This window comes from Streptomyces sp. Y7, assembly GCF_043195415.1.
Taxonomy (GTDB): Bacteria; Actinomycetota; Actinomycetes; order Streptomycetales; family Streptomycetaceae; genus Streptomyces.
Genome location: NZ_JBIDDQ010000018.1, coordinates 154,388 through 181,232, shown reverse-complemented (window position 1 = coordinate 181,232; position 26,845 = coordinate 154,388). Strand labels below are relative to the sequence as shown.

23 protein-coding genes and 1 pseudogene are annotated in these 26,845 nt (G+C 72.8%); 13 read left to right on the top strand and 11 right to left on the bottom strand.

The annotated features are described in order from the left end of the window. Window positions 1–164: 164 nt before the first annotated feature. Both ACGFW6_RS32620 and ACGFW6_RS32615 read right to left on the bottom strand, forming a co-directional pair. Entirely contained in the window at window positions 165–1,337 is a 1,173-nt protein-coding gene (locus ACGFW6_RS32620; RefSeq protein ID WP_393517997.1) for a ferritin-like protein, read from the bottom strand. 251 nt (window positions 1,338–1,588) lie between these two features. Continuing rightward, a complete protein-coding gene (locus ACGFW6_RS32615) occupies window positions 1,589–2,644 on the bottom strand; it encodes a LacI family DNA-binding transcriptional regulator (RefSeq protein ID WP_393517995.1) in 1,056 nt (351 codons plus the stop codon). 352 nt (window positions 2,645–2,996) lie between these two features. On the opposite strand from ACGFW6_RS32615, the gene ACGFW6_RS32610 reads away from it, so the two are divergent. Further along, complete coding sequence (locus tag ACGFW6_RS32610) at window positions 2,997–4,574, top strand: carboxylesterase/lipase family protein (RefSeq protein WP_393517993.1); 1,578 nt, start codon at window positions 2,997–2,999, stop codon at window positions 4,572–4,574. A 169-nt stretch (window positions 4,575–4,743) separates the two neighbouring features. On the opposite strand, the gene mmuM is transcribed toward ACGFW6_RS32610, so the two are convergent. Next, window positions 4,744–5,667 carry a homocysteine S-methyltransferase gene (gene mmuM, locus ACGFW6_RS32605; RefSeq protein WP_393517990.1) on the bottom strand — a complete coding sequence of 308 codons (924 nt, stop codon included), beginning with the start codon at window positions 5,665–5,667 and terminating at the stop codon, window positions 4,744–4,746. 237 nt (window positions 5,668–5,904) lie between these two features. On the opposite strand from mmuM, the gene ACGFW6_RS32600 reads away from it, so the two are divergent. Continuing rightward, complete coding sequence (locus ACGFW6_RS32600; RefSeq protein ID WP_393517987.1) at window positions 5,905–6,999, top strand: glycoside hydrolase family 43 protein; 1,095 nt, start codon at window positions 5,905–5,907, stop codon at window positions 6,997–6,999. A 1-nt stretch (window position 7,000) separates the two neighbouring features. After that, window positions 7,001–8,413: an RICIN domain-containing protein gene (locus ACGFW6_RS32595; protein WP_393517985.1), complete on the top strand. Its 1,413-nt coding sequence runs from the start codon at window positions 7,001–7,003 to the stop codon at window positions 8,411–8,413. Between the two features lie 7 nt (window positions 8,414–8,420). Here the strand turns inward: ACGFW6_RS32595 and ACGFW6_RS32590 are convergent, their stop codons facing one another. Further along, a complete protein-coding gene (locus tag ACGFW6_RS32590; RefSeq protein WP_393517983.1) occupies window positions 8,421–10,085 on the bottom strand; it encodes a rhamnogalacturonan lyase B N-terminal domain-containing protein in 1,665 nt (554 codons plus the stop codon). A 188-nt stretch (window positions 10,086–10,273) separates the two neighbouring features. On the opposite strand from ACGFW6_RS32590, the gene ACGFW6_RS32585 reads away from it, so the two are divergent. Then, window positions 10,274–11,305: a rhamnogalacturonan acetylesterase gene (locus ACGFW6_RS32585; protein WP_393517981.1), complete on the top strand. Its 1,032-nt coding sequence runs from the start codon at window positions 10,274–10,276 to the stop codon at window positions 11,303–11,305. A 69-nt stretch (window positions 11,306–11,374) separates the two neighbouring features. Beyond that, window positions 11,375–13,060 (top strand): DUF2264 domain-containing protein, encoded by a 1,686-nt coding sequence (locus tag ACGFW6_RS32580; protein ID WP_393517979.1) that lies wholly within the window; start codon window positions 11,375–11,377, stop codon window positions 13,058–13,060. A gap of 136 nt (window positions 13,061–13,196) precedes the next feature. Here the strand turns inward: ACGFW6_RS32580 and ACGFW6_RS32575 are convergent, their stop codons facing one another. Beyond that, window positions 13,197–13,847, bottom strand: coding sequence for a hypothetical protein (locus ACGFW6_RS32575; protein ID WP_393517976.1), 651 nt, complete (start codon window positions 13,845–13,847; stop codon window positions 13,197–13,199). 286 nt (window positions 13,848–14,133) lie between these two features. On the opposite strand from ACGFW6_RS32575, the gene ACGFW6_RS32570 reads away from it, so the two are divergent. Beyond that, window positions 14,134–14,916, top strand: coding sequence for an isocitrate lyase/phosphoenolpyruvate mutase family protein (locus ACGFW6_RS32570; RefSeq protein WP_393517974.1), 783 nt, complete (start codon window positions 14,134–14,136; stop codon window positions 14,914–14,916). A gap of 73 nt (window positions 14,917–14,989) precedes the next feature. Further along, window positions 14,990–15,415, top strand: coding sequence for an NUDIX hydrolase (locus ACGFW6_RS32565; protein ID WP_393517972.1), 426 nt, complete (start codon window positions 14,990–14,992; stop codon window positions 15,413–15,415). Here ACGFW6_RS32565 and ACGFW6_RS32560 read toward each other — a convergent pair. From ACGFW6_RS32560 to ACGFW6_RS32545, 4 genes and pseudogenes are all read right to left on the bottom strand, one after another. Further along, window positions 15,402–16,124: a hypothetical protein gene (locus tag ACGFW6_RS32560; RefSeq protein WP_393517970.1), complete on the bottom strand. Its 723-nt coding sequence runs from the start codon at window positions 16,122–16,124 to the stop codon at window positions 15,402–15,404. The two genes, ACGFW6_RS32565 and ACGFW6_RS32560, sit on opposite strands and share 14 nt — an antisense overlap. A 37-nt stretch (window positions 16,125–16,161) precedes the next feature. Further along, a complete protein-coding gene (locus tag ACGFW6_RS32555) occupies window positions 16,162–17,583 on the bottom strand; it encodes a hypothetical protein (RefSeq protein WP_393517968.1) in 1,422 nt (473 codons plus the stop codon). 60 nt (window positions 17,584–17,643) lie between these two features. Further along, window positions 17,644–18,246 carry a TetR-like C-terminal domain-containing protein gene (locus tag ACGFW6_RS32550; protein WP_393517966.1) on the bottom strand — a complete coding sequence of 201 codons (603 nt, stop codon included), beginning with the start codon at window positions 18,244–18,246 and terminating at the stop codon, window positions 17,644–17,646. A 49-nt stretch (window positions 18,247–18,295) separates the two neighbouring features. After that, window positions 18,296–18,706 (bottom strand): annotated as a pseudogene (locus ACGFW6_RS32545) (LuxR C-terminal-related transcriptional regulator); the annotation flags it as partial. Window positions 18,707–18,731: 25 nt separating this feature from the next. Between ACGFW6_RS32545 and ACGFW6_RS32540 the strand changes: the two are divergent. Further along, window positions 18,732–19,307, top strand: a complete 576-nt coding sequence (locus ACGFW6_RS32540; protein WP_393517964.1) for an ABC transporter permease — start codon at window positions 18,732–18,734, stop codon at window positions 19,305–19,307. An 8-nt stretch (window positions 19,308–19,315) separates the two neighbouring features. Next, window positions 19,316–19,486 carry a hypothetical protein gene (locus ACGFW6_RS32535; protein ID WP_393517961.1) on the top strand — a complete coding sequence of 57 codons (171 nt, stop codon included), beginning with the start codon at window positions 19,316–19,318 and terminating at the stop codon, window positions 19,484–19,486. Between the two features lie 10 nt (window positions 19,487–19,496). Here the strand turns inward: ACGFW6_RS32535 and ACGFW6_RS32530 are convergent, their stop codons facing one another. Together ACGFW6_RS32530 and ACGFW6_RS32525 are read right to left on the bottom strand one after the other, a co-directional pair. Beyond that, window positions 19,497–21,038, bottom strand: coding sequence for a hypothetical protein (locus ACGFW6_RS32530; RefSeq protein WP_393517959.1), 1,542 nt, complete (start codon window positions 21,036–21,038; stop codon window positions 19,497–19,499). Window positions 21,039–21,056: 18 nt separating this feature from the next. Further along, on the bottom strand, window positions 21,057–22,376 hold the full coding sequence (locus ACGFW6_RS32525; RefSeq protein ID WP_393517957.1) for a jacalin-like lectin: 1,320 nt from the start codon (window positions 22,374–22,376) through the stop codon (window positions 21,057–21,059). 256 nt (window positions 22,377–22,632) lie between these two features. Between ACGFW6_RS32525 and ACGFW6_RS32520 the strand changes: the two genes are divergently transcribed. The 4 genes from ACGFW6_RS32520 (at window position 22,633) to ACGFW6_RS32505 (ending at window position 26,802) form a co-directional block, all read left to right on the top strand. Then, on the top strand, window positions 22,633–24,363 hold the full coding sequence (locus tag ACGFW6_RS32520) for a PHP domain-containing protein (protein ID WP_393517955.1): 1,731 nt from the start codon (window positions 22,633–22,635) through the stop codon (window positions 24,361–24,363). Between the two features lie 17 nt (window positions 24,364–24,380). Beyond that, window positions 24,381–24,872: a hypothetical protein gene (locus ACGFW6_RS32515; RefSeq protein ID WP_393517953.1), complete on the top strand. Its 492-nt coding sequence runs from the start codon at window positions 24,381–24,383 to the stop codon at window positions 24,870–24,872. A gap of 76 nt (window positions 24,873–24,948) precedes the next feature. Further along, a complete protein-coding gene (locus ACGFW6_RS32510; RefSeq protein ID WP_393517951.1) occupies window positions 24,949–25,497 on the top strand; it encodes an ArsR/SmtB family transcription factor in 549 nt (182 codons plus the stop codon). Between the two features lie 33 nt (window positions 25,498–25,530). Beyond that, window positions 25,531–26,802 carry an MFS transporter gene (locus ACGFW6_RS32505; protein WP_393517949.1) on the top strand — a complete coding sequence of 424 codons (1,272 nt, stop codon included), beginning with the start codon at window positions 25,531–25,533 and terminating at the stop codon, window positions 26,800–26,802. The last annotated feature ends 43 nt before the right edge of the window (window positions 26,803–26,845 follow it).

Here is a 26,845-nt window from a genome sequence, read left to right as displayed (position 1 = left end):
CCTGATCCCCGGGTGGTCGCGGACCCGGCCGCCGCGGGACGGAGGCCCGGGACCACACCGCCGTCGTCGTCTCAGGGCCGGGTCCGCGACCACCCGGGGATCAGGGACGCCTGCTGACCCGGTGTCCGGACCGGCCCTGAGAGCCTGTCGTCACGGTGCGACGCTCAGCGGCGGGGCCGGCGCAACGCGTGGAACTGGGGGCCGTACGTGCCCCGGCCGGAGGGGATGCCGGTCTCCATCAGTTCCACGGCCGGATTCTGCAGCCCGCGCATGGTGCGGATGCCCGCGCCCAGGGTGCGATGGCCGCCGCCCGCCCAGGCCGCGTCGAGGGAGTCCAGCACCGTGCTGTACATCGCGTCGAAACGGAACAGCAGCCCCCCGACATGGGCGGGCGTGTCGCGCCAGCCGCCGGCCGGGACCGGGGCCATGGGGCGTACGTCGGGGAAGGGGACCGGCGGGCCGACGAACCGCCAGCCGTCGTCGGTCCGGCGCAGCTCCCTGCCGTGGTAGATCTCCCCGAAGGCGTAGTAGTGCGCCGGGCGGTCGTCCGAGAAGGAGTCGATGGGGGAGCTGTCGGTGCCCTCGCCCTGCTCCCTGATGATCTCGATGGCGTGCTCGACGTCGTCGAGGGTGCGCACCGGGCGCAGTTCGTCGGAGTCGATGTGCTGGGTGACCTGGCCCCGCACCGACAGGTCCGGCCGCACCGCCCGGAACGCGCCGAGCATGGCGTCGTAGAACTCCCCGACGGTGGGCGAGGCAACGCTGCGGGCGAGTGACACCTCGGGGGCCTCGATCGCCATCATCACGTCGCGGACGAAGGGCTTGGTGAGGCCCGACAGATAGACGGTGACCCCGGCGCGCACACCGCCCGGCAGCGGACCGGGGTACACGGGCGCGGCGGCCTTGATCTGCGGCCTGCCGCCCACGGCCACGAGCAGATTGCAGACGATGCCCAGGTGGTACATCTCGTCGCCGACGATCCGCCGGATCATCCGCGCGACCTCGCTGCGCTGGTCCTTGACGGACCACCAGCCGCACAAGTAGGGCGGAATGGTGGAGAGTTCGAGGCCCACCGCGACCTGAAGGGCGGACCTGAGCCAGGCGACCCCGCGGCTGTCCGCGGGAACGGCCATCAGCCGCGCCACGGACCCGGGACCGGCGGCGGATTGCGCGGGAGCCTGCGCCGCCGCCGCGCCCGCGGTCACGTCCGCCGGTGACACGGCGGCCTGCGCGGGCCCGGCGACCGCGGTCGGTGCCCCGGCCGCCACCGCGGCCGACGCCAGGAAACTCCTGCGCTTGAACGGAGCAACCGCCGGCTCGTCCGGATCTTCGCCCATACCCGTCAACCTCGCCTCAGCTCATAGGGACGGCCCCGCCTCGGCCAGCCGCACCGCGTCCGGGACCCCTCCGACAGCTCGCGAAGCTAGCAGCGATCACCGCCGCCACCAGGGCACACGTGCCGAACGGCGCACCGACCACCCTGTCGGGCCAATGTTCCCGAGCCGGCGATGTCCGGGCGCCGCGGTGACCGCCGGGGACGTGAGTGAAAGCCTCAGCGCGGTGACCGCCGGGGACGTGGGCGAAAGCCTCAGCGCGGTGCCGCCGCGCGCGGGGCGGCCGTGCTGGACCGCGGCACCAGCCGTGTCGACAACTCCGTCCGTGTGCTCTCCGGGCGGTCGCCGTCCATCATCCGCACCAGCAGCCGCAGCGCGGTCGCCGCCATCTCCGACAACGGCTGGCGGACCGTGGTGAGGGCGGGGGAGATCCAGCGGGCCTCCGGCAGATCGTCGAAACCGACCACGCTCATGTCGTCCGGCACGCGCAACCCCCGTTCCGCCAGCGCCTCGTAGACCCCGAGGGCCATCCGGTCCGAGCAGACGAAGACAGCCGTCGGCGGCTCGGGCAGGTCGAGGAGTTCCAGCATCCGGAGGTGCGCGACCTCCTCGTCGAAGCCGGCCTGCCTGAGGTACTCGGGACGGTGCCGCACCCCGGCCGAGGTGAGCGCCGAGCGGTAGCCGGCCACCCGGGCCGTGCTGCACATCTTGCGCTGGTGGCCGGCGATGACGGCGATGCGTTCGTGGCCGAGCGACAGCAGGTGCTCGGCCGCCGTCACGCCGCCGTGCCAGTTCGCCGCGCCCACCGACACCACGCCCGGCGGCGGTTCGAGCACCGGGTCGATCATCACGAACGGGATGCGGTGCTGCTCCAGCCACGCGTACTGGGACGCCGTCAGCTCGGCGAGATTGAACAGCACCCCGGAGGAGCCGCGCGCGATGAGCTTGTCCAGCCAGCCCCGTTCGGGCCGCGCGCCCCGCGTCCGGGTCAGCCCGGCCGAGACGACCACCTCCAGACCCGCGTCATGGGCCGCCGCCTCCACCCCGTGCAGCACCGCGCCCGACCACGAGTTGTCGAGCGAGTGCACGACGAGGTCGACCAGGCCCGGCGTCTTCGCCGCGTCGAAGCGGGGCCTGCGGACGTAACCGAGCCGGTCCAGTGCCTCGGTGACCCGGCGACGGGTCTCCGGAGCCACGTCCTCGCGGCCGTTGACCACCTTGGAGGCGGTCGGCACGGACACCCCGGCCTCGCGGGCCACGACCGCGAGGGTCGGCCCGGCGGCCACGCTCGCGCCTCCTGTACGGACCATCGGGAACCACCTCTCCGGCCCGCCCGAGGGCCATGAAAAGTTTCGACCGGCGCAGAAACAGTAAGCGCTTCCTAAAGTGTTTCCTACCCTAGGTTCGCCGCACGGGGTCGGGAAGAGCGCGAAGTTGCCGGGACTGAGCCGATCGCGGCTTTCGAAACCGCGAACGGGCCCCGGGGTGCCGGCGGCCCGCGGCGGTGACATCGGCCGGTCCGGCGCCGGGGCCACCGCTGCGCGCCGAGTGACCGGGTACGCCGAACAGCCCTCTCACCCGCTCGTGTCACGGAATATCGGGCCACAATGAGTTGCTCTGATCTTCACGGTGCACGAGCGCGGTGAGGAGGCTGGTGGACGTATGACGGCAGTCCAGGCAGACCCCGTGGTGAGCACGCCCTACGGTTCGGTACGGGGCCGGTACGAGAACGGCGTCGCCGTGTTCCGGGGCATCCCGTACGCGGCGGCCCCTTTCGGCCCGCTCCGGTTCCGGCCGCCGGTGCCGCCCGAACCGTGGGACGGTGTCCGCGAGGCCGTGGCCTTCGGGCCGACCCCGCCGAAGCCGCCGTACTCGGAGGCGTTCGCGCAGTACCTGTCCGACCCGGTGGTGCCGGGCGACGACTGTCTCAACCTCAACGTCTGGACGCCCGCCCCGGACCCCGGCGCCCGGCTCCCGGTCATGGTGTGGCTGCACGGCGGCGCCCTGACCCGCGGTTCCTCCGGCGTCCCCGTGTACGACGGGCGGCCCTTCGCCCGGGACGGCGTCGTCCTCGTCTCGGTCAACTACCGGCTCGGCGTCGAGGGGTACGGCTACTTCCCGGACGCGCCCGCCAACCCCGGACTGCGCGACCAGCTCGCCGCCCTGACCTGGGTCCACGCCTCCATAGCGGCCTTCGGCGGCGACCCGGACCGCGTCACCCTGTTCGGCCAGTCCGCCGGCGCGATCAGCGCCGGCGCGCTGCTCGCCGCCCCGCAGGCGCAGGGCCTGGTCCGGCGGGCGATCCTGCAGAGCGGTCCGCCCGAGGCGGCCGAGCGGGACAAGGTGCGGCGCATGGTGCGCCGGATGGCGACCCGGCTGAAGATCCCCGCCACCGCCGCCGCCTTCGCCGAGGTCGACCGCGAGCTGCTGCTGCGCACCCAGGCCGACGTGGGCCGGCTCAGCAGCCCCGTACTGGGCGGTCCCGCCTTCGGGATCGTCGTCGACGGGGACCTCGTGCCCCGCGATCCGATGGAGGCGCTGACGGAGGGGGACGCCGCGGCCGGCGTCGAGCTGATGCTGGGCTGGACCCGCGACGAGTACCGGCTGTGGCTGGTGCCGGGCGGGCTGCTGGAACGCGTCGACCGGCTCGGCGCGGTCGCCCTGGCCGGGGCCATGGCACGCTGCCGCGTCGGCGCCGACGTGCCCCGCGGCTACCGCGCCCTGCACCCGCAGGCCGGCACCGCCGAGATCGTCGGCCAGATGGTCACCGACCACCTGCTGCGCCTCCCGCTGCACCACCTGGCCGGGGCCCGCCCCGGATCGTCGTACGTGTACGAGTTCGCCTGGCCCTCCGCCCTCCCCGACCTCGGCGCCTGCCACGCCCTGGAGCTCGGGTTCGTCTTCGACACCGGAGAGGTCCCCGAATCCCGCAAGCTGGCAGGTGAGGGGGCCCCGGAGGAACTGGCCCGGGAGATGCACCGGGCGTGGGTGCGGTTCGCGGTGGACGGCGACCCCGGGTGGCAGGCGTGGGACGACACGCATCCGGTACGGATCTTCGGCGACGGCGACACCCACACCGCGCACGGCCCGCGCGACGCCGAGCTCGCGCTGTGGTCCGCCGCCCAGCCCCGTGAGCCCGTTCCCGTGATGGACCGGGCCGACGGCGTGCCGGCCCGCGGCGCGGAGCTGCGTTCGGTCGTGCGGCGACTGCGGCTGCCGGGCGCGGTGCGCAGGCACTGAAGGTGAGGGGCCGGGCTTGCCGTGAGGTCCGTTGCACCGACCTGACGGCGGTGGCCGCCCCGCCCTCGCCGCCTGCTCCAGCGGCATCACCTCCCTCGACGGCTGGGGCTCCGCCGGCTCCGGCGGTGGCCCGGGGCGCGCGGACGTCGCCGTGCGGGAGGCGCTCCGGTCACTGCTCCGTCCGCAGCGTCCGCGCGATCGAGCCGATCGTGTCGGGGCCCACCCGGCAGCACCCGCCGATCAGCCGGGCGCCGGACGCCCGCCACCCGGTGACCTCCTCGGGCGTGAAGCTGGGGCGTCCGTCCCAGGCGCGCGCCTCGGCGTTCCAGGCCTCGCCGCTGTTCGGGTAGACGACCACGGGCCTGCCCGTGACGCGGGCGGCGATCTCCACGGCGCCCGCGACGTCCTCGGGCGCGCAGCAGTTCACGCCGACCGCGATCACCTCGTCCACGTCGGCGGCCGGCGCGAACGCCTCCTCCAGCGGCTGCCCGGCGCGGGTGCGGCCACCGGCCACGGAGAACGACAGCCAGGCCGGGACCCCCAGCCCGCGCACCGCCCTCAGCAGCGCCGCGGCCTCGTCGGCGTCGGGGACCGTCTCCAGAGCCAGCACGTCGGGCCGCGCCCCGGCCAGCACCTCCAGGCGGGGCCGGTGGAAGCGCTCCAGCTCCGCCACGCTCAGCCCGTACCGGCCCCGGTACTCGGAGCCGTCCGCGAGCATCGCGCCGTACGGCCCGACCGACGCGGCCACCCACAGCGGCCGTACGACCCCCGCGGCCCGCGCCCGCCGTGCCGCTTCGCGGGCCGACTCCACGCTGAGGGCGATCAGTTCGGCCGCCCGCTCGTGCCCGATGCCACGTCGGGCGAACCCCTCGAACGTGGCCTGGTAACTGGCGGTGATCGCCACGTCCGCGCCCGCCTCGAAGTACGCGAGATGAGCCTCGGTGATCGCCTCCGGCACCTCCGCGAGCAGCCGCGCCGACCACAGCTCGTCGCTCAGGTCGTGCCCGGCGGACTCCAGCTGGTTGGACATGCCGCCGTCGAGCACGACGGTCCCGGCGGCGAGGGCCTGGGCCAGGGTGATGCTGCTGGTCATGTGGACGACGGTAGTCCAGGAGGGCCCGGTGACGGAGAGGTGGACGGCGGGGCCGGCCCCCGCCGGGAGATGCGCTCACGTGGCCGGGCCGCTCCCGTTGCGAGAAAGCGCTCTCTCCCGTCCCGTCGAACCCGTTGACCTCCCGGTGGCACGCCCTTACCTTTTCGGCGTTCGTAATGACAGATCGCGTACGTGATTTCGAACAATCCCCCCAGGTGAACTCGAGAGGCAGTCCGCATGAGCCGCGACGACGACCTGCCCGAAGTCCCCAGCCGCAGAATGCTGTTGAGGGGTGCCGCAGCCGCCGGCGCCCTCACCGCCGTCCCCGGAGTCGCCCACGCCGCACCCCGAAGGCCGGCCCCGTACGAGAACCCGCTCGTCCGGCAGCGCGCCGACCCCCACATCCACCGCCACACGGACGGCCGTTACTACTTCACGGCGACCGTCCCCGAGTACGACCGGATCGTCCTGCGCCGCTCCCGCACCCTGAACGGCCTGTCCACGGCGGCCGAGTCGGTCATCTGGCGGGCCCATCCCAGCGGTGACATGGGCGCCCACATCTGGGCGCCGGAACTGCACCGCGTCGGCGGCAAGTGGTACGTCTACTTCGCCGCCGCGCCCACCGAGGACGTGTGGCGCATCCGTATCTGGGTCCTCGAGAACTCCCACCCCGACCCCTTCCAGGGCACCTGGGTGGAGAAGGGCCAGGTCAGGACGGCCTGGGAGACCTTCTCGCTCGACGCCACCACCTTCACGCACCGGGGCAGGCGCTACCTCTGCTGGGCACAGCACGAACCGGGGACGGACAGCAACACCGGGCTGTTCCTCTCCGAGATGGCGAACCCCTGGACCCTGACGGGACCTCAGATCCGGCTGTCCACACCGGAGTACGACTGGGAGTGCGTCGGCTTCAAGGTCAACGAGGGCCCCTACGCCCTCAAGCGCAACGGCCGGATCTTCCTGACCTACTCGGCCTCCGCCACCGACCACCACTACTGCGTCGGCATGCTCACGGCCGACGCCGACAGCGAGCTCATGGACCCGGCCACCTGGTCCAAGTCGCCGACCCCGGTCTTCACCGGCGACGACACGACCCGGCAGTACGGGCCCGGCCACAACTGCTTCACCGTCGCCGAGGACGGGCGCAGCGACGTGCTCGTGTACCACGCCCGCCCGTACAAGGAGATCGTCGGCGACCCCCTGAACGACCCCAACCGCCACACCCGCGTCCAGCGGCTCGGCTGGAACGCGGACGGCACCCCGCACTTCGGCATACCCGTGGCAGACACGGCGGCGGCCCCGGCCGCCGCGACCGTGAAGGAGAGTGCGTGAGATGAGACGTGCGTACGCGGTCCTGCTCGCCCTGTGTCTGGCGGTGGCCGGCGCCCTGGCCACCGCGGGCCCCGCACAGGCCGCACCCCAGACCGTCACCACCGGCACCCAGTTCACCGACAGCGCGGGCAACCCGGTGCACGCCCACGGCGGCGGTGTCCTCAAGGTCGGCTCGTACTACTACTGGTTCGGCGAGCACCGCAACACCGACAACACCTTCCGCTACGTGGACGCCTACCGCTCCACCGACCTGAGGAACTGGGAGTTCAGGAACCACGTCCTGACCCAGTCCAGCGCATCCGAACTGGCCACCGCCAACATCGAGCGCCCCAAGGTCATGTACAACGCCTCCACCGGCAAGTTCGTCATGTGGATGCACAAGGAGAACGGCACCGACTACAGCGAGGCCCGGGCCGCCGTGGCGGTCTCCGACACCGTGGACGGGAACTACACCTGGCAGGGCAGCTTCCGTCCGCTGGGCCAGCACATGTCCCGCGACATCACGGTGTTCGTCGACACCGACGGCGCCGGATACATGATCTCCGCGGCCCGCGAGAACTACGACCTGCAGATCTACCGGCTGACCGCCGACTACACCGGCATCGCGAGTCTCGTCGCCGACCCCTGGCACGGCGGCCACCGCGAGGCACCCGCCCTGTTCAAGCGGAACGGCGTCTACTTCATGCTGACCTCGGGCGCCACCGGCTGGAACCCCAACCAGCAGCAGTACGCCACCGCCACGAACATCGCCGGCCCCTGGACCGCGATGACGAACGTCGGCGACTCCACGGCCTACGGCTCGCAGACCGCCTACGTCCTTCCCGTGCAGGTCGGTTCGGGCACGTCGTACCTCTACCTGGGCGACCGCTGGGGCAACTCCTTCGGGGGCACCGTCAACGACTCCCGCTACGTCTGGCTGCCGCTGACCTTCCCCACCTCGACCTCGATGTCGATGTCCTGGTCCCCGGAGGTCACCGTCGACACCGCGACCGGTTCGGTCAGCGGCACGAGTGCCACGTACAACACGCTGATCGCCCGGCACAGCGGCCGCTGCGTCGACGTCACCAGCCAGTCGCAGTGGCAGGGTGCCCAGCTCAAGCAGTACGACTGCAACGGCGGCGGCAACCAGAAGTACTGGTTCAAGTCCGTCGGCAGTGGCTCCTACCAGCTGATGACCCGGCACAGTTCGCTGTGCGTCCAGGAGAACGCGAACACGGTCACCCAGGAGAACTGCGACGCCGCGGCGGCCGGCCAGCAGTGGTCGCTCACCACCACCGGCTCCTACGTCAACGTCGTCTCCCGTGCGACCGGCGAATGCCTGGACGTGAACAGCGCGTCCACCGCCAACTCCGCCGCGGTCATCACCTACACCTGCAACGGCGGAACCAACCAGCAGTGGACACGCGGGACATGAAGTGTCGTCAGGCGAGCAGGTCGATCGCGTCGATCGCCGTGCCCGCGCTGAGATAGCCGGTCGTCCCCGAACCGCTCACCACGTCGATCCGCAGCACGTTGTACTGGCCGGCGTCCGTCTTCCAGGCGGACGCCGGCACGCTGTAGGTGAACGTGTGGTTGTTCCCCCGGTAGGAGCCGTTGGTCAGCGACCGGGTGCTCGGCTGGGTGGGCGGGGAGGGGATCGCGGACGTCCAGGCGTCGTTCACCGTCACCTGGGGGCGGCCGTTGGCGTACGCCGTGGTCACCCCGATCCGCAGGGTGTGCGCGGCGGCGGCCTGGGCCGCGGTCAGCCTGAAGTACACCAGGATCCCGCTGTTGACGTCCTTCCAGAGGTAGCAGGGGAAGGACGCCGTCTCGTTGTCGCCGATCACCACATTGCCGGTCCAGGCGGCGGCCCGGACGTCGGACGGGTGCGCGTACGTCATCAGGTCGGCGTTCTTGAAGCCGCTCGGCGTGCCGTTCCAGTCACCGATCCGCCAGATGGCGCTCGCGTTCCCCGGGTCGTTCGAGGACGGGATCGCGATCGTGTTGAGCGTGGTCGTGCCACCGGCCGTGACCGTCACCGACCCCGTGTACACGGCGAGTTCGCCCTTGAAGACGGTCAGCGTGTACGTCCCCGGCAGCACGCCCCCGATGGAGAAATAGCCGTCCGAGGCGCGCGCCGAACCCCAGTACTGCGCGGCCGAGTTGGCGATGCCGACCGTGTACGGGTACGCCGTGTTCCGCCCGGAGATCCCCACCCCGGCCACTCGGCCGCGTCCGCTCGCGCCGACGTACCCGGGCATGCCGAGCGAGTCCGCCCACGAGGTGGTGAGCGTGCCCGGGAACAGCGACGAGGAGGGCGCCCCGCCGTCGGTGAGGGCGATGACGTACGGGCCCTGGAGGCCGAAGCGCTGGGCCTCGGTCTGGTTCTGGCCGTAGTACAGGATCTCGTACAGCCCGCCGCCGTCCGCGCTCTGGTGCCGCAGCAGGGAACGGTAGAACGGGCCGCCGGACGCCTTCTCGTGATTGCTGCGCACGATCCACAGGCCGACGCCGCCGCCGGACCAGCCGACGTAGTCGTAGTCCATCACCCGGAGCCCGGAGTAGTGCTTCGAGCGGGTCTGGCCGTCGGACTTCGCGAACACGTCCGAGGCCTCGACGGTGGTGGGCGCGTAGGTGTAGGAGTCGGGCTCGTCGTTGCGGAACAGGCCCTCCCGCACGCGCAGGATGTACCGGGTCGCCGAGACGGACGTGTCGGCCTTCTCGGTCCACAGGTAGACGTTGTTCTCGCCGCTGCGGGCCGCGTAGTGGTGCCGCAGCGTGCCGTGGGCGACCGAGACCAGGATCGTCGTGCCGGACTGCTTGACCGACACGGTGGAACTGCCGAGGCCGGACTCGATGTGCGAGTTCATGCCGCCGTAGCCCTGGTACTCCGTGCCGCGGTACACCAGCGAGGTGAGGTCGCCGTTGGTCTTGCTGACCTTGAAGACGAGGTGGGCGCCGGTGTCGACGACGTAGTTCGAGCCGTCGTCGCTCCAGCCGAAGGCCGCGGCGCGTGCCGTGCCGGCGAGGGCCGTCGTGCCGGCCGCGGCCGTGGCGCCGAGGACGAAGGTGCGGCGGCGAACGGATCTTCCGTGGGATCCGGCCATGGGGGTGCCTCCTTCGGAGTCGGGGGTGCGGGTGTGGTGCAGAGTGGCAGTTGAATCGATTTCGCGAAAGGGCTTGCGCCGAGCTGGCACTGGGAAGTTCTGTGATGCGGTGCCGCAGTCTGGAAAGCGCTTGTCCGAACGGGTACGGTCCAGGCGCACGCCGGGTCCGTCCGAGCGAGGAGTCGCGAATGAGACGTTTCAGCACGGCCGTACTGGTGGCGGCCACCGTGGGCACCGCACTGACAGCGGTGCCTGCCCAGGCCCAGCCCCGGGTGCACGGCGACTGCACCGCCACCGCCTGCCACTTCGACGTCCCGCCCGGCACCTACGACGTCAAGGTCCTCCTCGGCGGCGGGTCCGCGTCCAGCACGAGCGTCGGTGGCGAGACGCGCCGCGCCCTGCTCCCCGAGACGGCGGTACCGGCCGGTGAGCGCGTCGCCCGCAGCTTCACCGTGAACGTCCGTACACCCGAGGGGGAGCCGACCGGAGCAGACGGCACCCCCGGCCTGGACCGCGTGCTGGGCGGCTCGGCACCGGCCCTCGCCGGCATCGAGGTCGCCCCCGCCCGGCGCACCCGCCAGATCCTCCTCGTCGGCGACTCCACGGTCTGCGACCAGCCCGGAGACCCGTACTCCGGCTGGGGCCAGCAGCTCCCGCGGTACCTGCGCAAGGGCCTGTCCGTCGCCAACTACGCCGACTCCGGCGAGAGCACGGTCAGTTACCTCGCCGACGCCCGCCTGTGGGCCACCGTCCAGCGGCTGATCCGCCCCGGCGACCTGGTGCTGATCCAGCTCGCCCACAACGACAAGACGACCGACGGGGCGACGTACCGGGCGAACCTGGAGACACTCGTGGCGGGCGTGCGCGAGAAGGGAGGCGAACCGGTCCTCGTGACACCCGTCGTCCGCCGCTGGTTCAACTCCGACGGCACGCTGAACAACGGCACCGCCCTGCTGGTGAACGGCCTGGGTGTGGACCACCCCGCGGTCGTCCGCTCGGTCGCCGCCGCCCGGGACGTCCCCCTGATCGACCTGACGGCGAGGACCAAGGCACTGGTGGAGTCGCTCGGCGTCGAGGCGTCCAAGGCGCTGTACCTCTACGACGAGAAGCGGGACAACACGCACACCTCGGTGCACGGCGCCACCGTGTACGCGAGTCTGGTCCGCGAAGAACTCGTCGCCCGGCATCTGGTGCCACGGGGCCAGGTGCGGGTGGGATGAGACCCCTGGGGCGTCCCGACCGGAACCGGGGCGCCCCAGGCCTGAACCGAGCCGCCGAGAGAGGGACCGATGCACCTGCCCCCGGACGACCGCACCCTCAGCCCCCGCACCGGCTGCACCCGCGCCCACTGGGAGGCGGCGGCCGACGGTCTGCTCGCCGCGGTCGAGCCGTACGCCACCGAGGACCGCGCGCTCTACCACCTCCCCGGCGACCACGTGAGCTGGTCGGGCCGGCTCTCCGACGGCCTGGAGGGCTACGCCCGCACGCTCCTGACGGCGGCGTTCCGCCAGGACGAGACGGTGCTGGAGCGCTACGCCGACGGCCTCGCGGCCGGTGTCGCGGGTGTCTGGCCCCGTATCGAGGACCGCGGCCAGCCGCTGGTCGAGGCGGCGTCGATCGCGCTCGCGCTGCGACTGACCCGGCCCCTGCTGTGGGACCGGCTGGACGACGGGGTACGGCAGCGCGCGGCGGACTGGCTCGGGGACGCGCTGACCGCGGAACCCTGGCCCTGCAACTGGGAGTTGTTCCCCGTGACGGTCGGCGGCTTCCTCCAGGAGGCCGGTCACGAGGCCGAGGCGTCCCGCAAGGCGATCGAGCGGGGCCTGGAACGCATCGAGGACTGGTATGTCGGCGGTGGCTGGTACACCGACGGCGACGGCCGGAAGTTCGACTACTACAACGGCTGGGCCATGCACCTGTACCCGGTGCTGCACGCCTGGCTCGCACGCGACGAACACCTTCTGGACCTGTACGGCGGCCGGCTCGCCCGCCATCTGGAGGACTACGCCCGCCTGTTCGGCGGCGACGGCGCCCCGATGCACCAGGGCCGCAGTCTGACCTACCGCTTCGCGACCACGGCCCCGCTGTGGCTGGGCGCCCTCACCGGCCGTACCCCGCTGTCGCCGGGGGAGACACGCCGGCTGGCCTCGGGCGCGCTGAGGTACTTCCTGGAGCGTGGCGCCGTGGACGCGAACGGGCTGCTGACCCTCGGCTGGCACGGCCCCGACGAGGCGGTCCTGCAGGGCTATTCGGGCCCGGCGTCCCCCTACTGGGCGAGCAAGGGCTTCCTCGGCCTGCTGCTGCCGGCCGAACACGAGGTGTGGACGGCGCAGGAGGAACCCGGACCGGCCGAGCGCGCCGACGAGGTGACCCCGATCGTCGCCCCCAACTGGCTGCTGCAGTCCACGAGTTCGGACGGACTGGTCCGCCTGCACAACCACGGCAGCGAGGACGTCCGCTACGACCCGTACTACACCCGCTTCGCCTACTCGACGGCGACGGAGCCCGCACCCTCGTACGACAACAGCGTGATCGTCGGCGACGACCCGAGCCGTACGGACATCGTGCCGCTGGGCGTGGGGGAGGGGTGGGCGGCCTCGCGGCACGCCGTCGGCGACGGGGTGCGGGTCACGAGCGTCGTGCTCGCGCGGGGCGCCGCCGAGGTGCGGGCCCACCTGGTGGCGGGGGCGCGGCCCGGAACGCCGGTGCGGGTCACGGGGTGGGCCGGACGGGACGGTGTCCGTGCCGAACTCCGCCCCGCCGTGGGCCTCGACGACGGCCTCACCGGCGTCACCGGTGACCGGCCCACCCTCTTCGTCGCCCTCGCCCGCCTCACGGCCGAACCGGAACCCCTCGCCCTGGACGAGCTGGTGACCGTGCGCCCGGACGGCGAGGACGGGATCGCCGTCCGCTTCGGCGACGACCACGAGGTCCAGGTCCGGTTGACCGACGGCGAGGCCGTCGTGCGGGCCTGAGCGTGCACGCGTCCGCGTCCGAAGGCGGGTTGACCGATGACGAGGGTGTCGGCGTGCGGGCCTGAGCGTGCACGCGTCCGCGTCGGATGGTGGGTGCGGAACCGACCGTGCCAGGGCCCGGGGTGCCGGCGGCGGTCTACCCGGAGAGGCCCGCCCGGCCCAGCGACCTGGCGATGGCGGGCAGGTCCCGCGGGTCGCCGTCGGGGTCGGTGGAACTCAGCCGCTCCAGCAGCCGCCCGGCGTCCAGCCGGTACGCCTCGGCGTCGGCCAGGACGTCGGCCGCGCTCGGTCCCGGCGCCGGGCCGTCGAAGTGGAGTCCCAACTCCTTCAGCAGACGGTCACGGTCGACGAAGTCGCTGAGACCGCAGTCCAGGCCGTCGTCCTTGAGGCTGTCGGGGTAGGGCGCCCGGCTCCAGGCCCCGTTCTCGTACCAGTAGACGCAGCCCAGTTCGTACCCTTCGAGCCGGTCGCGCAGCTCCTCGTGGGGCAGCCAGTCGGGGCCGCCCGCGAGCATGTCGACCGGCGGCTGGTGCCACTTCACGTCGCTCGACTCGTCCTCGCCGTAAAGCACGAACCGGCCCTCGCCCCTCCGCGACAGGACCCACCAGGTGCAGCCGCAGTCGTCCCAGTGCAGACCGTCCTCGTCGATCCAGTGGCCGGTCCGGTGCACGGCCGGCGTCTCCTCCGCCCCGGTCGTCGCCTCCACGGCGGCGATCAGCGCCCACCGCGCCCACAGCACCTCCCCCGGCGGAAGGTCCTCCGGCAGCCCCGGGCGGTGAATGGCCATGCGTGCCCCCGTGTGCGCTCGCTGCGTCGATGATCGCCGCAACACTACGGCCCGGCCGGCCGCCGGGTGCCCGCGCCTGCCGTGGAGCGGCTCGGCAGGGAACCCGGCGACGGCGGACGGCCGAGCGGATCAGCCGTGGTTGTACACCCGGGCGGGCCACCGGGAAGATGCCGTCCGAGCGTGTGCGGCGGACACTTCGGCCCGGACCGAAGCGAGGCGGGCCTAACGTTCCTCGTGGGACGTGAACCGCCCCGGGACCGCAGTCCGACGCCGTAGGGAGACCGCCGTGACCACCACCTTCGCCGAACTCCACCACGACGACGAGCTCCTGCTGCTGCCCAACGCCTGGGACCACGCCTCGGCGCGAGCGCTCGCCGCCGAGGGCTTCGCCGCGATCGGCACGACCAGCCTCGGGGTCGCGGCGGCCGCCGGCCTGCCCGACGGGGCGTCGGACACCCGCGACGAGACCCTTCGCCTCGCCCTGACCCTGGGCTCGGGACCGTACCTCCTCTCCGTCGACGCGGAGGACGGCTACAGCGACGACCCCGACGAGGTGGCCGAGTTCGCCCAGCAGCTCGTGGCCGTCGGAGCCGTCGGCATCAACCTGGAGGACCGGCTCGGCCCGCCCGCGCTGCACGCCGCGAAGATCGCCGCCGTCAAGGCCGCCGCACCGGGCCTGTTCGTCAACGCCCGCACCGACACGTACTGGCTGGGCGGCGGGGCGTCCGAGACCCGGGACCGGCTCGACGCCTACCAACGGGCCGGTGCCGACGGCCTGTTCGTGCCGGGGCTCACCGAACCGCGGGAGATCGCCGCCCTGGTGAAGGACGTCGACCGCCCCCTCAACATCCTGTACACGCCGGGCGGCCCCACCCTTGCCCACCTCGCCGACCTCGGCGTCCGCCGCGTCAGCCTCGGCTCACTGCTGTACCGGCGGGCCCTCGGCGCGGCGCTGGAGACGGCCGGGGAGATCCGGGCGGCACGCGTGCCGGGCGGGGCGGCCCCGTCGTACGGGGAGGTCGACGCGCTCAGCCGGCGGAGCGACGCGACTCACAGCGACGGTCCGTAGGTTCCTGTTAGCCTTGACACTTTCGCGGGTATCACACCCTTTGGACTCATCACCGGCGAGGGACCGAGGAACCATGACCATGGACATCCCCGGCGACAGGCGACTGGCGGCCGCCGTCGTGATGGACGACCGACAGCGGGTGCTTCTGGTGCGCCGCAGTGAGCGGGAGCGGTTCCTGCCCAGGGTGTGGGGCGTTCCCTGCGGGAAACTGGAGCCCGGTGAGAATCCCGGGGACGGCGCCCTGCGCGAGCTGAAGGAAGAGACCGGCCTGCTCGGCGAGATCGTCCGCAAGGTCGGCGAGTCCTCGTTCCTCAGCGACTACCGAGGGCACGAGATCAAGAACTGGCAGGACAACTTCCTCGTCAGGCCCCTGACTACGGCGATCACCCTGCCCGAGCCCGACCAGGACCACGCCTGGCTCGCCCGCGCCGAGCTGACGACCGTCGAGATCGACGCGTACAACCTCGACGTCGTCCGGCAGGCGTTCACAGAGTTCTGAGCTGCTCGGCGAGATCCCGCAGCGCCTGAAGGTACTCCGCCGTCCCCAACGGCACCTTCGCGACCGCGCCCGGATGCGGGCCGGCCGCCGTGAACACATCGGTGTGCGCACGTCGTTCGGCGCCGGTCTCCAGGAACAGCGTCACCGTCGGCCGGTCCGTGTCGCACCATGCCCGATGGAGGGTGTGCGCGGGCAGGGCGTAGGAACTGCCCGCCGCGTACTGTCCCGTATGCGTCAGCCGCAGCAGCGCCGGCCCGGCGGGCTCCAGCACCCAGTCGGCCGACCGCTCCGCCAGCGACTCCTCGTAGCGGGCCGCCGCGATGCCGCCGTCACCGACCTCGTACAGCTCCATGGCCAGCCGCCCCCGTACGACATGGGACGCGAGCGGTGAGCGGTGGTTGTGGATGTCCTCCTTGCCGATCGCCCCCGCGCCGGGGTGCCACACGTGCGCGCGCAGCATGCAGCGCGGTCCGCCGTCGATCAGCAGCAGCTTGTCGAAGCCGAGGACGTGCCGGTACGACAGCCGGGCGCGGGCGTCCGGTTCCCCCTCGCCCGAGGCGAGTTCGGCGATCAGCTCCAGCAGCCGCTCGGGAGAGCCGAGTTCGGTGACGGCCGCGCGGGCCGCGGCCACCAGTTCGTGCTCGGGCAGTTCACCGTCCAGCGCCCCTGCCAGCAGCCTGCGTGCCGCCAGGACCTGCCGACCGCCCATGCACTCATCCTCCAACGCCCGCTCGTGTCACCCGACTTCAGCCGTGCGGCTGGTACATCCATACGGCATGCGCGCGCAGCGCCGAAAGACCTTGATAGGTCATCCACATCGGCCGCCGCCGCTCGGCGGCCTCGTCCCGCGACCACAGCCAGATGCCGTCCGTCTGCCCCGCCCACACCGCGCCGACGGCTCCCTCCAGCCGTACCCGGAGTTCCTCCTCAAGGCCCTCCGCGCGGGCGATCTCCAGCGCGCCCGGCGACAACAGGGCGCGGGCCAGCCAGGACGCGGTGAAATGCCGTACGTTCAGCACCTCGTGGCGGGCGGGGTCGTCCGTGCGCGGACGGCGCACCTCCTCGTGGAGGTTCGCCAGGTCCGGGCAGGTGTCGTGGGGCGCGTCCGGGCACGACAGCAGCCAGCGGATGCCGTCCTCACGGGCGGCGCGGGCGCGTTCGGCGCGCGCGTCACCGTCCTCGCCCAGCACCCGCGCCGCCCGGTCCAGGGCGACGACGGCCTGCGCGGTGTGCAGCGGCGACGGCCTGCCGTACGGCGGCTGGAGACGGTAGCCCCAGCAACGCAGATGGTCGCGGCGCGGGTCGCTGATCGCGCCGTCCGCGAGAGCCTCACGCAGCAGCGGCAGGACCTCCGCGCGGGGCGCGGCGCGCAGCAGCCCGCGCAGCACCGTCGTCACGACATGCGTGGACTCCCGCCCGGTGCGGTCGAGTTGACGGGTGAAACCGTCGGTGCAGCGCTCCACCTCGGCAGCCAGCCGCTCGGCGGACGCGCCCGCCCGGGCGAGGGCCCCCAGCACCAGCGCGGTGACCTCGGGCCGAGCCTCCGAGCCCTGCGAGCGCGCCGACCAGCCGCCGCCCGGGAGCCGCAGCCGCCACAGCGTGTCGACCAGCTCGCCGGTGCTCAGCCGCCCTTCGGGCACGCCGAGGTCGAGCATGATGTGCAGGCCGTAGGCGGTGCCGACGGGCGTGGGCCGGGAGGGCGTGTCCTCGCCGAGGGAGTGCGGCCAGCCGGTGAGCCGGCCGTGCTCCGGGTCGTCCACGACGGACACCTGGTCGACGAGGGTGTCGTAGGCGGTGGCGAACACGACCGGCAGCGGACCGGGCGCGCCCGGTGCCATCGCGCCGGGCCCCACCGTGGGAGCCGGGGCGGAGCCGGCCGCCGCCCGCGCCCGCAGCAGGCCCGCCGCCAGCCAGGCCGCGACGAAGGTGCCGAGCCCGCTGACGCCGGAGATCAGATACCGGGCGGCCGAGCCGTCGATGGAGTCGGGCAGCACACTGAACAGGAACTGGAACACGCCGTACCCGGCGGCCGCGGCACCGAGGCCCCCGAGCCAGCCGACGAAGCGCGCCGGCGGCGAGGGTTCCGGGTGGTCCGCGTCGGGAGCGGGCGGTGCGGGCTGGGGTCGACGGGGCCTCAAGGGGCCGCGTCCCAGCTGCTGTTGGGACATGACGCGCTCCCTCCCCCGTGGTGGCGGCGTTGACCTCCGCGAAGCTTCCAGTCTAAGTGGTCACCGTGGCCCCTGGGGCAACGGCCGGTGGTGCCCGCCGCGCGGCCAGTTGGCGAGCGCCACATGGAGGGCGTCGATCGCGCGGTCCCAGGACTCGCGTACGTCCCGGGGAGCGCCGAAGGCCCCGGTGGACTCCAGGGCGCAGTAGCCGTGGAAGGTGCTGCGCAGCAGGCGCACGGCGTCCGTGAGGTCGGGTTCCTCCAGGCCGTAGGCGCGGAGCATGCCGTAGGTGATCTCGGCGGTGCGGCGCATGGCGGGGGAGTCGGCGACGAGGGACTGCTCGACCCGGATCTGGGTCGCGGCGTACCGGCCCGGATGCCGCAGGGCGTACTCCCGGTAGGCGTCCGCGAAGGCGGCGAGCGCGTCCTTGCCCGCGCGTCCCGCCACGGCCGCGGCGATACGGTCGATCATCTCGCCCCCGGCGAGCAGGGCGACCCGCACCCGCAGGTCCTGGAGGTTGCGGACGTGCGAGTACAGGCTCGCGTCCTTCACGCCGAAACGCCGGGCCAGCGCGGACAGGCTGACGTTCTCGAAGCCCACCTCGTCGGCGAGCTCGGCGGCGGCCGCCGCGAGACGGTCGGCGGTGAGTCCTGCGCGGGCCATGGGGGCGTGTCCTCCGACTCCGGGAACCTTAGAAAGCCTGGACAGGATGCTAGTGGCTGTCGGTCGTGCCCGGCCTGACCAGCCCCGTCTCGTACGCCGGCACGACCGCCTGTGCGCGGTCCCGCAGCGACAGCTTGGCGAAGATGCGGGCCACGTGGGACTTCACCGTTGCTTCGCTCAGGGTGAGATGGCCGGCGAGCTCGGTGTTGGACAGGCCCCGCCCGAGAAGGGTGAGCACCTCACGTTCGCGGGGGGTGAGGGAGGCGAGGTCGGCCGGGATCGCCGGCGGACGGGCGGCGGCGCCCGTGGCGAAGCGTTCCACCAGACGGCGGGTGATGGAGGGGGCGAGCAGGGCGTCACCGGTGCCGACCAGACGGACGGCCGCCGCGAGGTGCTCGGGTGTCACGTCCTTGAGGAGGAAGCCGCTCGCCCCGATCGACAGGGCCGTGTAAGGGCGTCGAGGAGACCGGCTCCCGCTGGACGGCGTGCTCACGGACGGCCGGTGGAGGCGCGCGAGCGGCGAGATCGTGGCCGGCTCGGCCTTCCTGCGGCAGAACGGCGTGGAAGTCGGCGAACGCGTGAGCCTGCAGAAGGGCGGCCGGACCGAACGGGTCCTGGTCGTGGGCGAGTTCATGCAGAGCAACGCCCGGATCGTGCTCGGGAACTGGCCGACGCTGACGGCGCTGGCTCCGGCCGAGCGTCCCCTCGCCTACCACGTCAGGCTGCGCGAGGGCACCGACCCGGCCGGCTACGCCCGGGCGGCCCGCGCCGCCGACGCCGGGATCACCCCGGACGTGCGCGGCGCCGACTCCGCCACCCAGACCATCGTCGGCTCGGCCTCCGCCCTCACCCTGATGCTCGCCGTCGTCGCCTCCCTCGGCGTCTTCAACACGGTCGTCCTCAACACCCGCGACCGCAGGCGCGACCTGGGCATGCTCAAGTCGATCGGCATGACCCCCGGCCAGGTCACGGCGATGACGGTGACGTCGATGGCCGTCCTCGGCGGGCTCGGCTCTCCCTGCTCGGCGTCCCGCTGGGCATCGCCGGCTACGAGCTGGTGATTCCCCGTATGGCGGACGCGGTGGACATCGCCCTGCCGCCCTGGATGACGGACGTCCGGCGGGCCCCCACCCTGACCGGACTCGCCCTCGCGGGGCTGCTCATCGCGGTGCTGGGGGCCTATGTGCCGGCGCGCAGGGCGGGGCGGCTGACCATCGGGGAGGTGCTGCGCAACGAGTGACGCGGGCGCGTCAGCAGCGCCTGCCGCGGGCCACCACGAGCTCCACGTCCTCGGCGCGCACCCGCAGGGCGTGACGCTCGGTGTCGTCGCCCCGGGACGGCGAGGGATCCCACAGCCAGACCGTGTCGCCGCTCGGCTGGAAGGACAGCACCGGATGTCCGGTCGGGACCGGGCCGTTGACGACGGGTGTCCCGGCACCCAGGGGCCGGACGCAGACGAGTTCGGCGCGCAGGCCGAAGAAGCCGGGCGGGCGGTGGCCCTCGCGGGCCGCCTCCATCGCGCGGCCCGCGGCCTTCTCCACGTCGTCGAGCGCGATCTGCACCACGGTCAGGACGGCGATCAGTCCCGCCAGAACCAGCGACACACGGAAGAACCCGCTCACCGGCGCCTGCACGTTGAAGTGCCGTGCCCAGCCCGCCAGCGCGATGAGTCCCAGCAGGAACAGCACGGCCACGGCCAGCGGGCGAAGGGCCACGAGGTACTGCCAGTAGAAGGCCACGTGCACCGCGTCGGCCGGGATCCCGAACATGTCCTCCAGATAGACGGCGTGCAGGAACGCCCCGACCCACGGCAGGACGAACGGCAGCGGCGCGGCGAGGACGGGGAGGAACCACTGCACGTTGCGGCTGAACCAGGACGCGCTCAGCGCGTACCACAGCCCGAAGGCCGTGAGCCCGAGGCCGAGCGTCAGGCCCGTCCCGGCGAGCAGCCCGGACAGCCCCGTGTCCTCGGAGCGCCCCCACATCCATCCGGCGAACGTCCCGCTGCCCGCCAGGATCAGGCCGCAGCCCAGCCGGACCAGCTTCGGACGGGGTGCGTTCGAGGTCATCCACGCACCCGTCGGCCAGGAGACGGCCGCGGGCACGAGCAGCGCGGTGAAGCGCCACCCGGAGCCGAACGCGCCGAGGACGACGCCGCTCGCCACGCACACCAGCACGACGGCGCTGATCACCGCGGCCAGGCCGGCGTCCTGACGCCACGGCGTGGACCCGGCGTCGGGGCGGGGCCCGATCGCCCGGCGTATGTCGTGCGCGTCGGGGTCGAAGGGCGGTCCGCCGATGTTGCGCGCCCCCAACTCCGCGAGCGCGCGCTCCCGTTGTTCGTCGGAGTACGCGCCGCGCAGCTGGAGCGTGTGACGCACGTCCAGGCCGCCGACGGCCGCCCAGTGCTCGGCCAGCCACCGCAGCACGGGTCCCGCGTCGGCGGGCACCTTGCGGTGCACGTGGTAGACCGTCCGCGTCCCGGCGGACCGGGGCGGGATCAGCTTGCTCTCGCGCACCCACAGATCCAGCTTGCGCCGCTTGGCCAGCGTGGTGAGCTGCTCGACGGCCGTCGACCGGGCCGTCCAGCGGGAGCCGTGGACCGGGACCTCGACGAGCAGCCCGGCGTATCCCTCCTCCACGGTGACCGAGTCACCGTCCCGCGCGGGCCGCACCCCCCAGCCCTGTGCGCCGAACACCCCGCTCGCCAGCTCCCGTTCGTCCTGGTCGTCACGGACCTCGACGACCAGGCGAACCCTGCGGTTGTACGGTCCCAGCGCCTCCGGTGTCACCGGGGAAGTCTCGCACCGTCAGCGGATCGGCGCGTACAGCACCCCCAGCTTGTCGATCTCGTCGCCGGAGCGACCGGTGAACCCGGCGATCTGCCATCCGGTCGGCGCCGTGAAGGTCCTCGTGTCCGACGTCGCCGTCCCCGAGGACAGCGTGCGGCCCCTGTCGGTCGTGAAGGCCGCCGAGAAGATCCGCGTGCGGCCGTCCTTCTGGCCCTGCGTCAGCCTCACCGAGGTGAGGTGCTCGCCGGCGGCGAGGGTCAGGGACGTCGCGGTGCCGCCCGCGCCGCCGTGGGTGAGGACCGTACCGCCGTCGTGGGTCAGGGAGACCGCGTCCACGCGGGAGGCGCCGCGCAGGGTCAGGGTGCGGGGCGCGGGTGCGGCCGGCAGGTCGTCGGCGTCGTTGAAGGCCGTGCCGTGCGGGCCGCCGAGGAAGTCGCTCGCCCTCAGGGACGGGTTCAGGGTGTAGGAGAAGTCGACCGTGTGCGGGAAGTGGTCGGAGAGGTGCTTGCCGTCCGCGCGGAGGAACTTCGCCCAGTCGTTGTTGTAGCGGGTGGCGTTCAGGGTCAGCAGCTCGCTGCCGCGGTAGAGGACCTTGTCGACGACCTCGCAGTCGTTGGCCGGAGCCGCCGCGTCGCACAGCAGCGGGTCGCTGCCCGCCGCCGGGGGCGTGCCGCCCTTGACCAGCTGGACCCAGGCGTCGGTGAGGCCGTTCTCGCTCACCAGTGTGCGGATGTTGTCGCCGGCGCGCGTGTAGCGGGTGTTGGTGTCGCCCATGACGATCACCGCGTTGCCGGACGAGTTGGCGCGGATGAAGTCCGACAGCTGCTCGACGTTGGCGCGGCGGGCGGCGAGTGCGGCGTCGTCGGAGTCGGCGTTGGTGTGCACGTTGTAGAGATCCACGAACACGCCCTCGGCGAGGCGCACCCGGGCCAGCGTGAAGCCCTTGGGGGTCAGGCAGTTGGTGCCGGTGCAGTCGTTCCACCGCACCCGCTCGAAGTCCTCGAAGGGGTGGTCGGAGAGGGTGTTGAGGCCGTCGCCGAAGGCCGCGCCGCCGCTGGTCGCCGTGCGGTGGGGGTGCGTGTCGTTGGCGTACAGCGAGGCGTGGTAGTTGAAGTCCTCCTGCACGTTGACGATGTCGTACGGAGCCAGCCGCTGCCCGATGAGCGGGGTGTTCGTCTCGGGGTCGCTGTCGCCGAGGCCGAGGGGGAGGCCCGCGATGTTGTACGTCAGGACGTCGAAGGTGCCGGAGGAGGCGGCCGTGGCGGGGGTGGCGGCGGTGGCGGTGAGGCCGGTGAGGGCCAGGGCGGCCGCCGCGAGCGTACCGATCAGTCTTCTCATGGTGGGGGTGTCTCCGGTGGGTGACGAAGAAGAGGGACGCTGAACCTGAGCGCTGCTCAGGTTCGGTGTCAACCAGGGTGACGTACAAGGGCAGTTGAGGAAACTGTGAGAGGCGGGGCGTTCCGCCGCGTCTGTGGCACTCCGCGGCCACGCGCCGCTCGTTCAATGTTCATGTTTCGCCTTGATCCTCCACAGGCGGCGTAACAGCGCCGTAGAAGGCAGCCGCTGGGAGCCAGCGGCATCCCAGGAGGCGTTCATGGGACACGGGCACACGCACGGCCACGGCCACCATCACCACCACGACCACGACCACTCGCACGAGGCGGCAGCCGCGCTGCCCGCCGCCTTCGACCCCGCCGTGCCCGACGAGGCCCTCACCCCCGAGCAGCAGTCGCGCCGCACCCTGCTGCGCCGGGCGGGCCTGCTGGGCGCGGGCCTGGCCGCCGCGAGCGTCGTCGCCCCGGCCGCGGCCGCCGCCGCGACCCCCGCGTCCGCCGCCGCCTCGGCCCCGGCCTCCGGCGGCCGCCGGTCCAACGGCTTCCTGTGGCTGTCCGGTGACCACCACATCCACACCCAGTACAGCAGCGACGGCAAGTACCGCGTCGCCGACCAGGTCCGCCAGGGCGCCAAGCACGGGATGGACTGGCTGGTCATCACCGACCACGGCAGCGTCACCCACGCCAAGATCGGCGTCGACAAGGTCAACCCGGACATCAGGGCGGCCCGCGCCGCCTACGAGGACACCCTCGTCTTCCAGGGCCTGGAGTGGAACATCCCGGGCGCCGAGCACGGCACCGTCTTCGTGCACCCCGGCAGCAACGAGGTCTCCGTCCTCAAGCAGTTCGAGACCGACTACGACGGCAGCGTCAAGGGCGCCTCCGACTCCACGCCCGCCAACGAGGCCCTCGCCGTCGCCGGCCTGAACTTCCTCGCCGAGCAGGTCCAGCGCCGCAAGGTCAAGGACGCGCTGATGCTCGCCAACCACCCGGCGCGCCGCGGTGTCGACTCCCCGCACGAGATCCGCAACTGGCGTGACGCGGGCCGTACCCGGCAGATAGCCATCGGCTTCGAGGGCGCCCCGGGCCACCAGGCCGCCGGCCTGCCCGCACCGATGGGCCCGGGCCGCGCCCGCGGTATCTACGACAACAACCCCAGCGCCAACTCCTTCGCCGGCTACCCGCTGGAGAGCTACCGCACCTGGGGCGGCTTCGACTGGATGACTTCGACCGTCGGCGGTCTGTGGGACAGCCTCCTCGCCGAGGGCAAGCCGTGGTGGATCACCGCCAACTCCGACTCCCACCAGGTCTACGCCGACACCGCCGCGCGCGGCACCGGCGGCAACTTCGACACCGACGGCCGCTACCCCGACCCGGTCTACAACGGCCAGATCGACATCGCCCAGGGCGACTACTGGCCCGGCCAGTACAGCCGTACGCACGTCGGCTCCGACGGCTTCTCCTACGCCGCCGTCATGGAGGGCATCCGCGCCGGCCGCATCTGGGTCGACCACGGCCAGCTGCTCAGCGGCCTCGACGTCCGGGTGACCGGCGGCTATCGCTGGGCCACCCTCGGCGGCGCGCTGCACGTGCGCAAGGGCACCAACGTCACGCTGACGGTCGACGTGGCGATGGCCGGCGGCCCCAACTGGGCTGGCTTCGTGCCCAAGCTGGCCCGCGTCGACGTCATCCAGGGCGATGTCACCGGCCCGGTCGCCGACAAGGACACGTTCACCGCGCCGACGGCCAAGGTCGTCAAGTCCTACGAGGTGAACAAGTCGTCCGGCACGGTCCGGCTCACCTACGACCTCGGCAGGGTCGACCGACCCGTCTACGTCCGCGTGCGCGGCACCGACGGCAACCGTGGCGCCGTCGGCGCGATGGGCGCCGCCGTGGACCCGGCCGGCCCGGCCATCGACGTCGTCGGAGACGCCGACCCGTGGCGCGACCTGTGGTTCTACTCCAACCCGGTGTGGGTCCTGCCCTCGTGACGCCGTACGTTCTGACCGTGGACGCAGATGTCCGGGACCTCCGCGCCGCCGACCACCTGCTCCACACGCTGGCGGCCGAACTCGCCCTCCCCGAGGGCGCGTTCGGCTGTACCCACCTGGTGCGGGGAGAGCGTCCGCGCGTGACGCTCTCCCTCGCCCTGCCGTCCGAGCCGCTCCTGCGTACCGCCCAGGAGCGGCTCACGGCCGGGGGTCACGAGGTGTCACCGGGCGCGCCGGACGCGGTCGGCCGCGCGGTCATCTACCCGGGCGTCTCGGCCCTGACCGGCACCCTGACCGTCGCGGACGTCCTGTCCCGCTCGGCCATCGACCGCGTCACGGTTCTCGGGACCCCGGGCCGGCCCGCCCCCGACACCCCTCTGATGACAGCCGGCCACGTCCGCCCCCAGTGGCTCGACGGCGAACTGGTCCTGACCGCCATGCCGGCGGTCGGCGGCACCCTCGTCCCCTTCGAGGTCCCGGAACCCACACCCTGCTGCGCCGACCACTGAGAGGCGAACCGGCCTCAACGCCTGGCCATGGCACGAGAGTTGACTCTCACGCTTCCTGAGAGAACACTCTCAGGCCATGGTCATGGATTCCGGCAATCGCCTCGGCGACATCGAGATCACCGACCCGAAGGCCATGCGCGCCCTCGCGCATCCGGTGCGTCTCGCCGTCCTCGAACGCCTCCAGCGCGAAGGCCCCGCCACGGCCACCCAGCTCTCCCCGCACGTCGGGGCCACCCCCTCCGTCACGAGCTGGCATCTGCGGCATCTCGCGACCTTCGGACTGGTCGGGGACGCCGCCGAGGCCGCCGGCGACCGGCGCGAGCGGCGCTGGGAGGCGGTGGCACGCGGCTTCCGGTTCCCGGTGGAACCGGCCTGGCGACGGGGCGCGAAGGTCGGCAACACCCGCGTCGTCGTCTCCGCCGACGAACTCGCCGCGATCGAGGACGCGATGGAGGCCGTACTCGCCCCCTACGTGGCACGCGACCCCGCCGACCGCCCCGCGGACAGCCGCGGCGTACGGTTCCTGCGGTACGCCCTGCCGGAGGCGGCCGCGGACGCCACCGACGAGCACCCGGCCTCGCCGGGCGACGAGGGCGTTGTTCCCGGGGCGAGCCGACGGCCGTAGGGTTGCCGGGGTTTCGGCGCGGTCGGGGAGCGGATGACGTACGAGTCGGTGCGGGGTGGTGAGTCCGAAGGGCGGGTGCCTTCTTCGGCGGAGGACGGGGCCGGGCGGCCGTTGTGGCGGCGGCGGGACTTCGGGGTCTTCTGGGCGGCCCAGACCCTGTCCGTGCTCGGGGACTCCTTCGCTCTGATCGCGATGCCGTTGCTGGTGCTTCAGGCGACGGGCTCGATCGCGCGGATGGGGCTGCTCACCGCGGTGGGCGGGGCCGCCTCGGTGCTCGCGGCGGTGTTCGCCGGCGCCGTCGTGGACCGCGTCGACCGGCGCAGACTGCTCATCGGCTGCGACCTCGTGCGCATGGTGCTGTACGCACTCGTCCCGCTGGTCTGGCTGTCCGGGCCGCGGATCTGGCTGCTGTACGTCGTCCTGCCGCTGTGCGAGGCCGTCGGCATGCTGTTCGCCGTCGGCTACGTCACCGTCGTGCGCGGTCTGGTCGGCACCGAACGGCTCACCGAGGCCAACGGCCGGCTGAACGCCACCGCCGCCGCGGCCGGCGTGCTCGGGCCGCTGTGTGCCGGACTGGTCGCCGCCTGGTCCGGCCCGGCCGCGGCCGTCGGCGTGGACGCGGCGAGCTTCGGCGTCTCCGCCGCCTGCCTGGCATGCGTACGGCTGCGGGGACGACCGGGGAAGGCCGCCGAGCGGGCGGGACTGTGGCGCGATCTGCGCACCGGGATCGACTTCCTCCGCGGCCACCCGGTGCTGCGCTCCCTGACCGCCCTGCTGTTCGTCTTCAGCTTCCTCACCCTCGGCCTGAACGACCTGGTCATCTACCACCTCAAGCACGACCTCGGCCACGACGACGGCACGGTCGGCACCGTCATGGCCGTCGGCGCGCTCGGCACCATCACCGGCGCCCTGCTGGTGGCCCGCGTCCGCAGACGCGCCGGCTTCGGGGCGACCTGGACCGGCGCGGTCGCGGTGTGCGGGATCTCCTTCGCCGGGCTCGGCTGGGCCCAGGACGTCCCCGTCGTCGCGGCCCTCGCCGCCGCCTTCCTCGCCTGCGTCGGCATGGCCGGCACCTGCTCCATGTCGCTGCGCCAGGAGGTCACCCCGGAGCCGCTCCTCGGCCGGGTCACCTCCGCTTTCTGGACCCTGCAGTACGCGGCCGCCCCGATCGGCGCGGCCGTCCTCACCTGGGCCGCGGAACACCAGGGCACGACCCCGGTGAGCCTGGTCGCGGGCGCGTGCTGCGTACTGATCGCGGGCGCCGCACTGTTCACGCCGATACGGAGCTCGGGCCGCCGGACCTGACCCGCCCGGAACCGCGGTGCATATCGTCGTAACGGTCACCCCG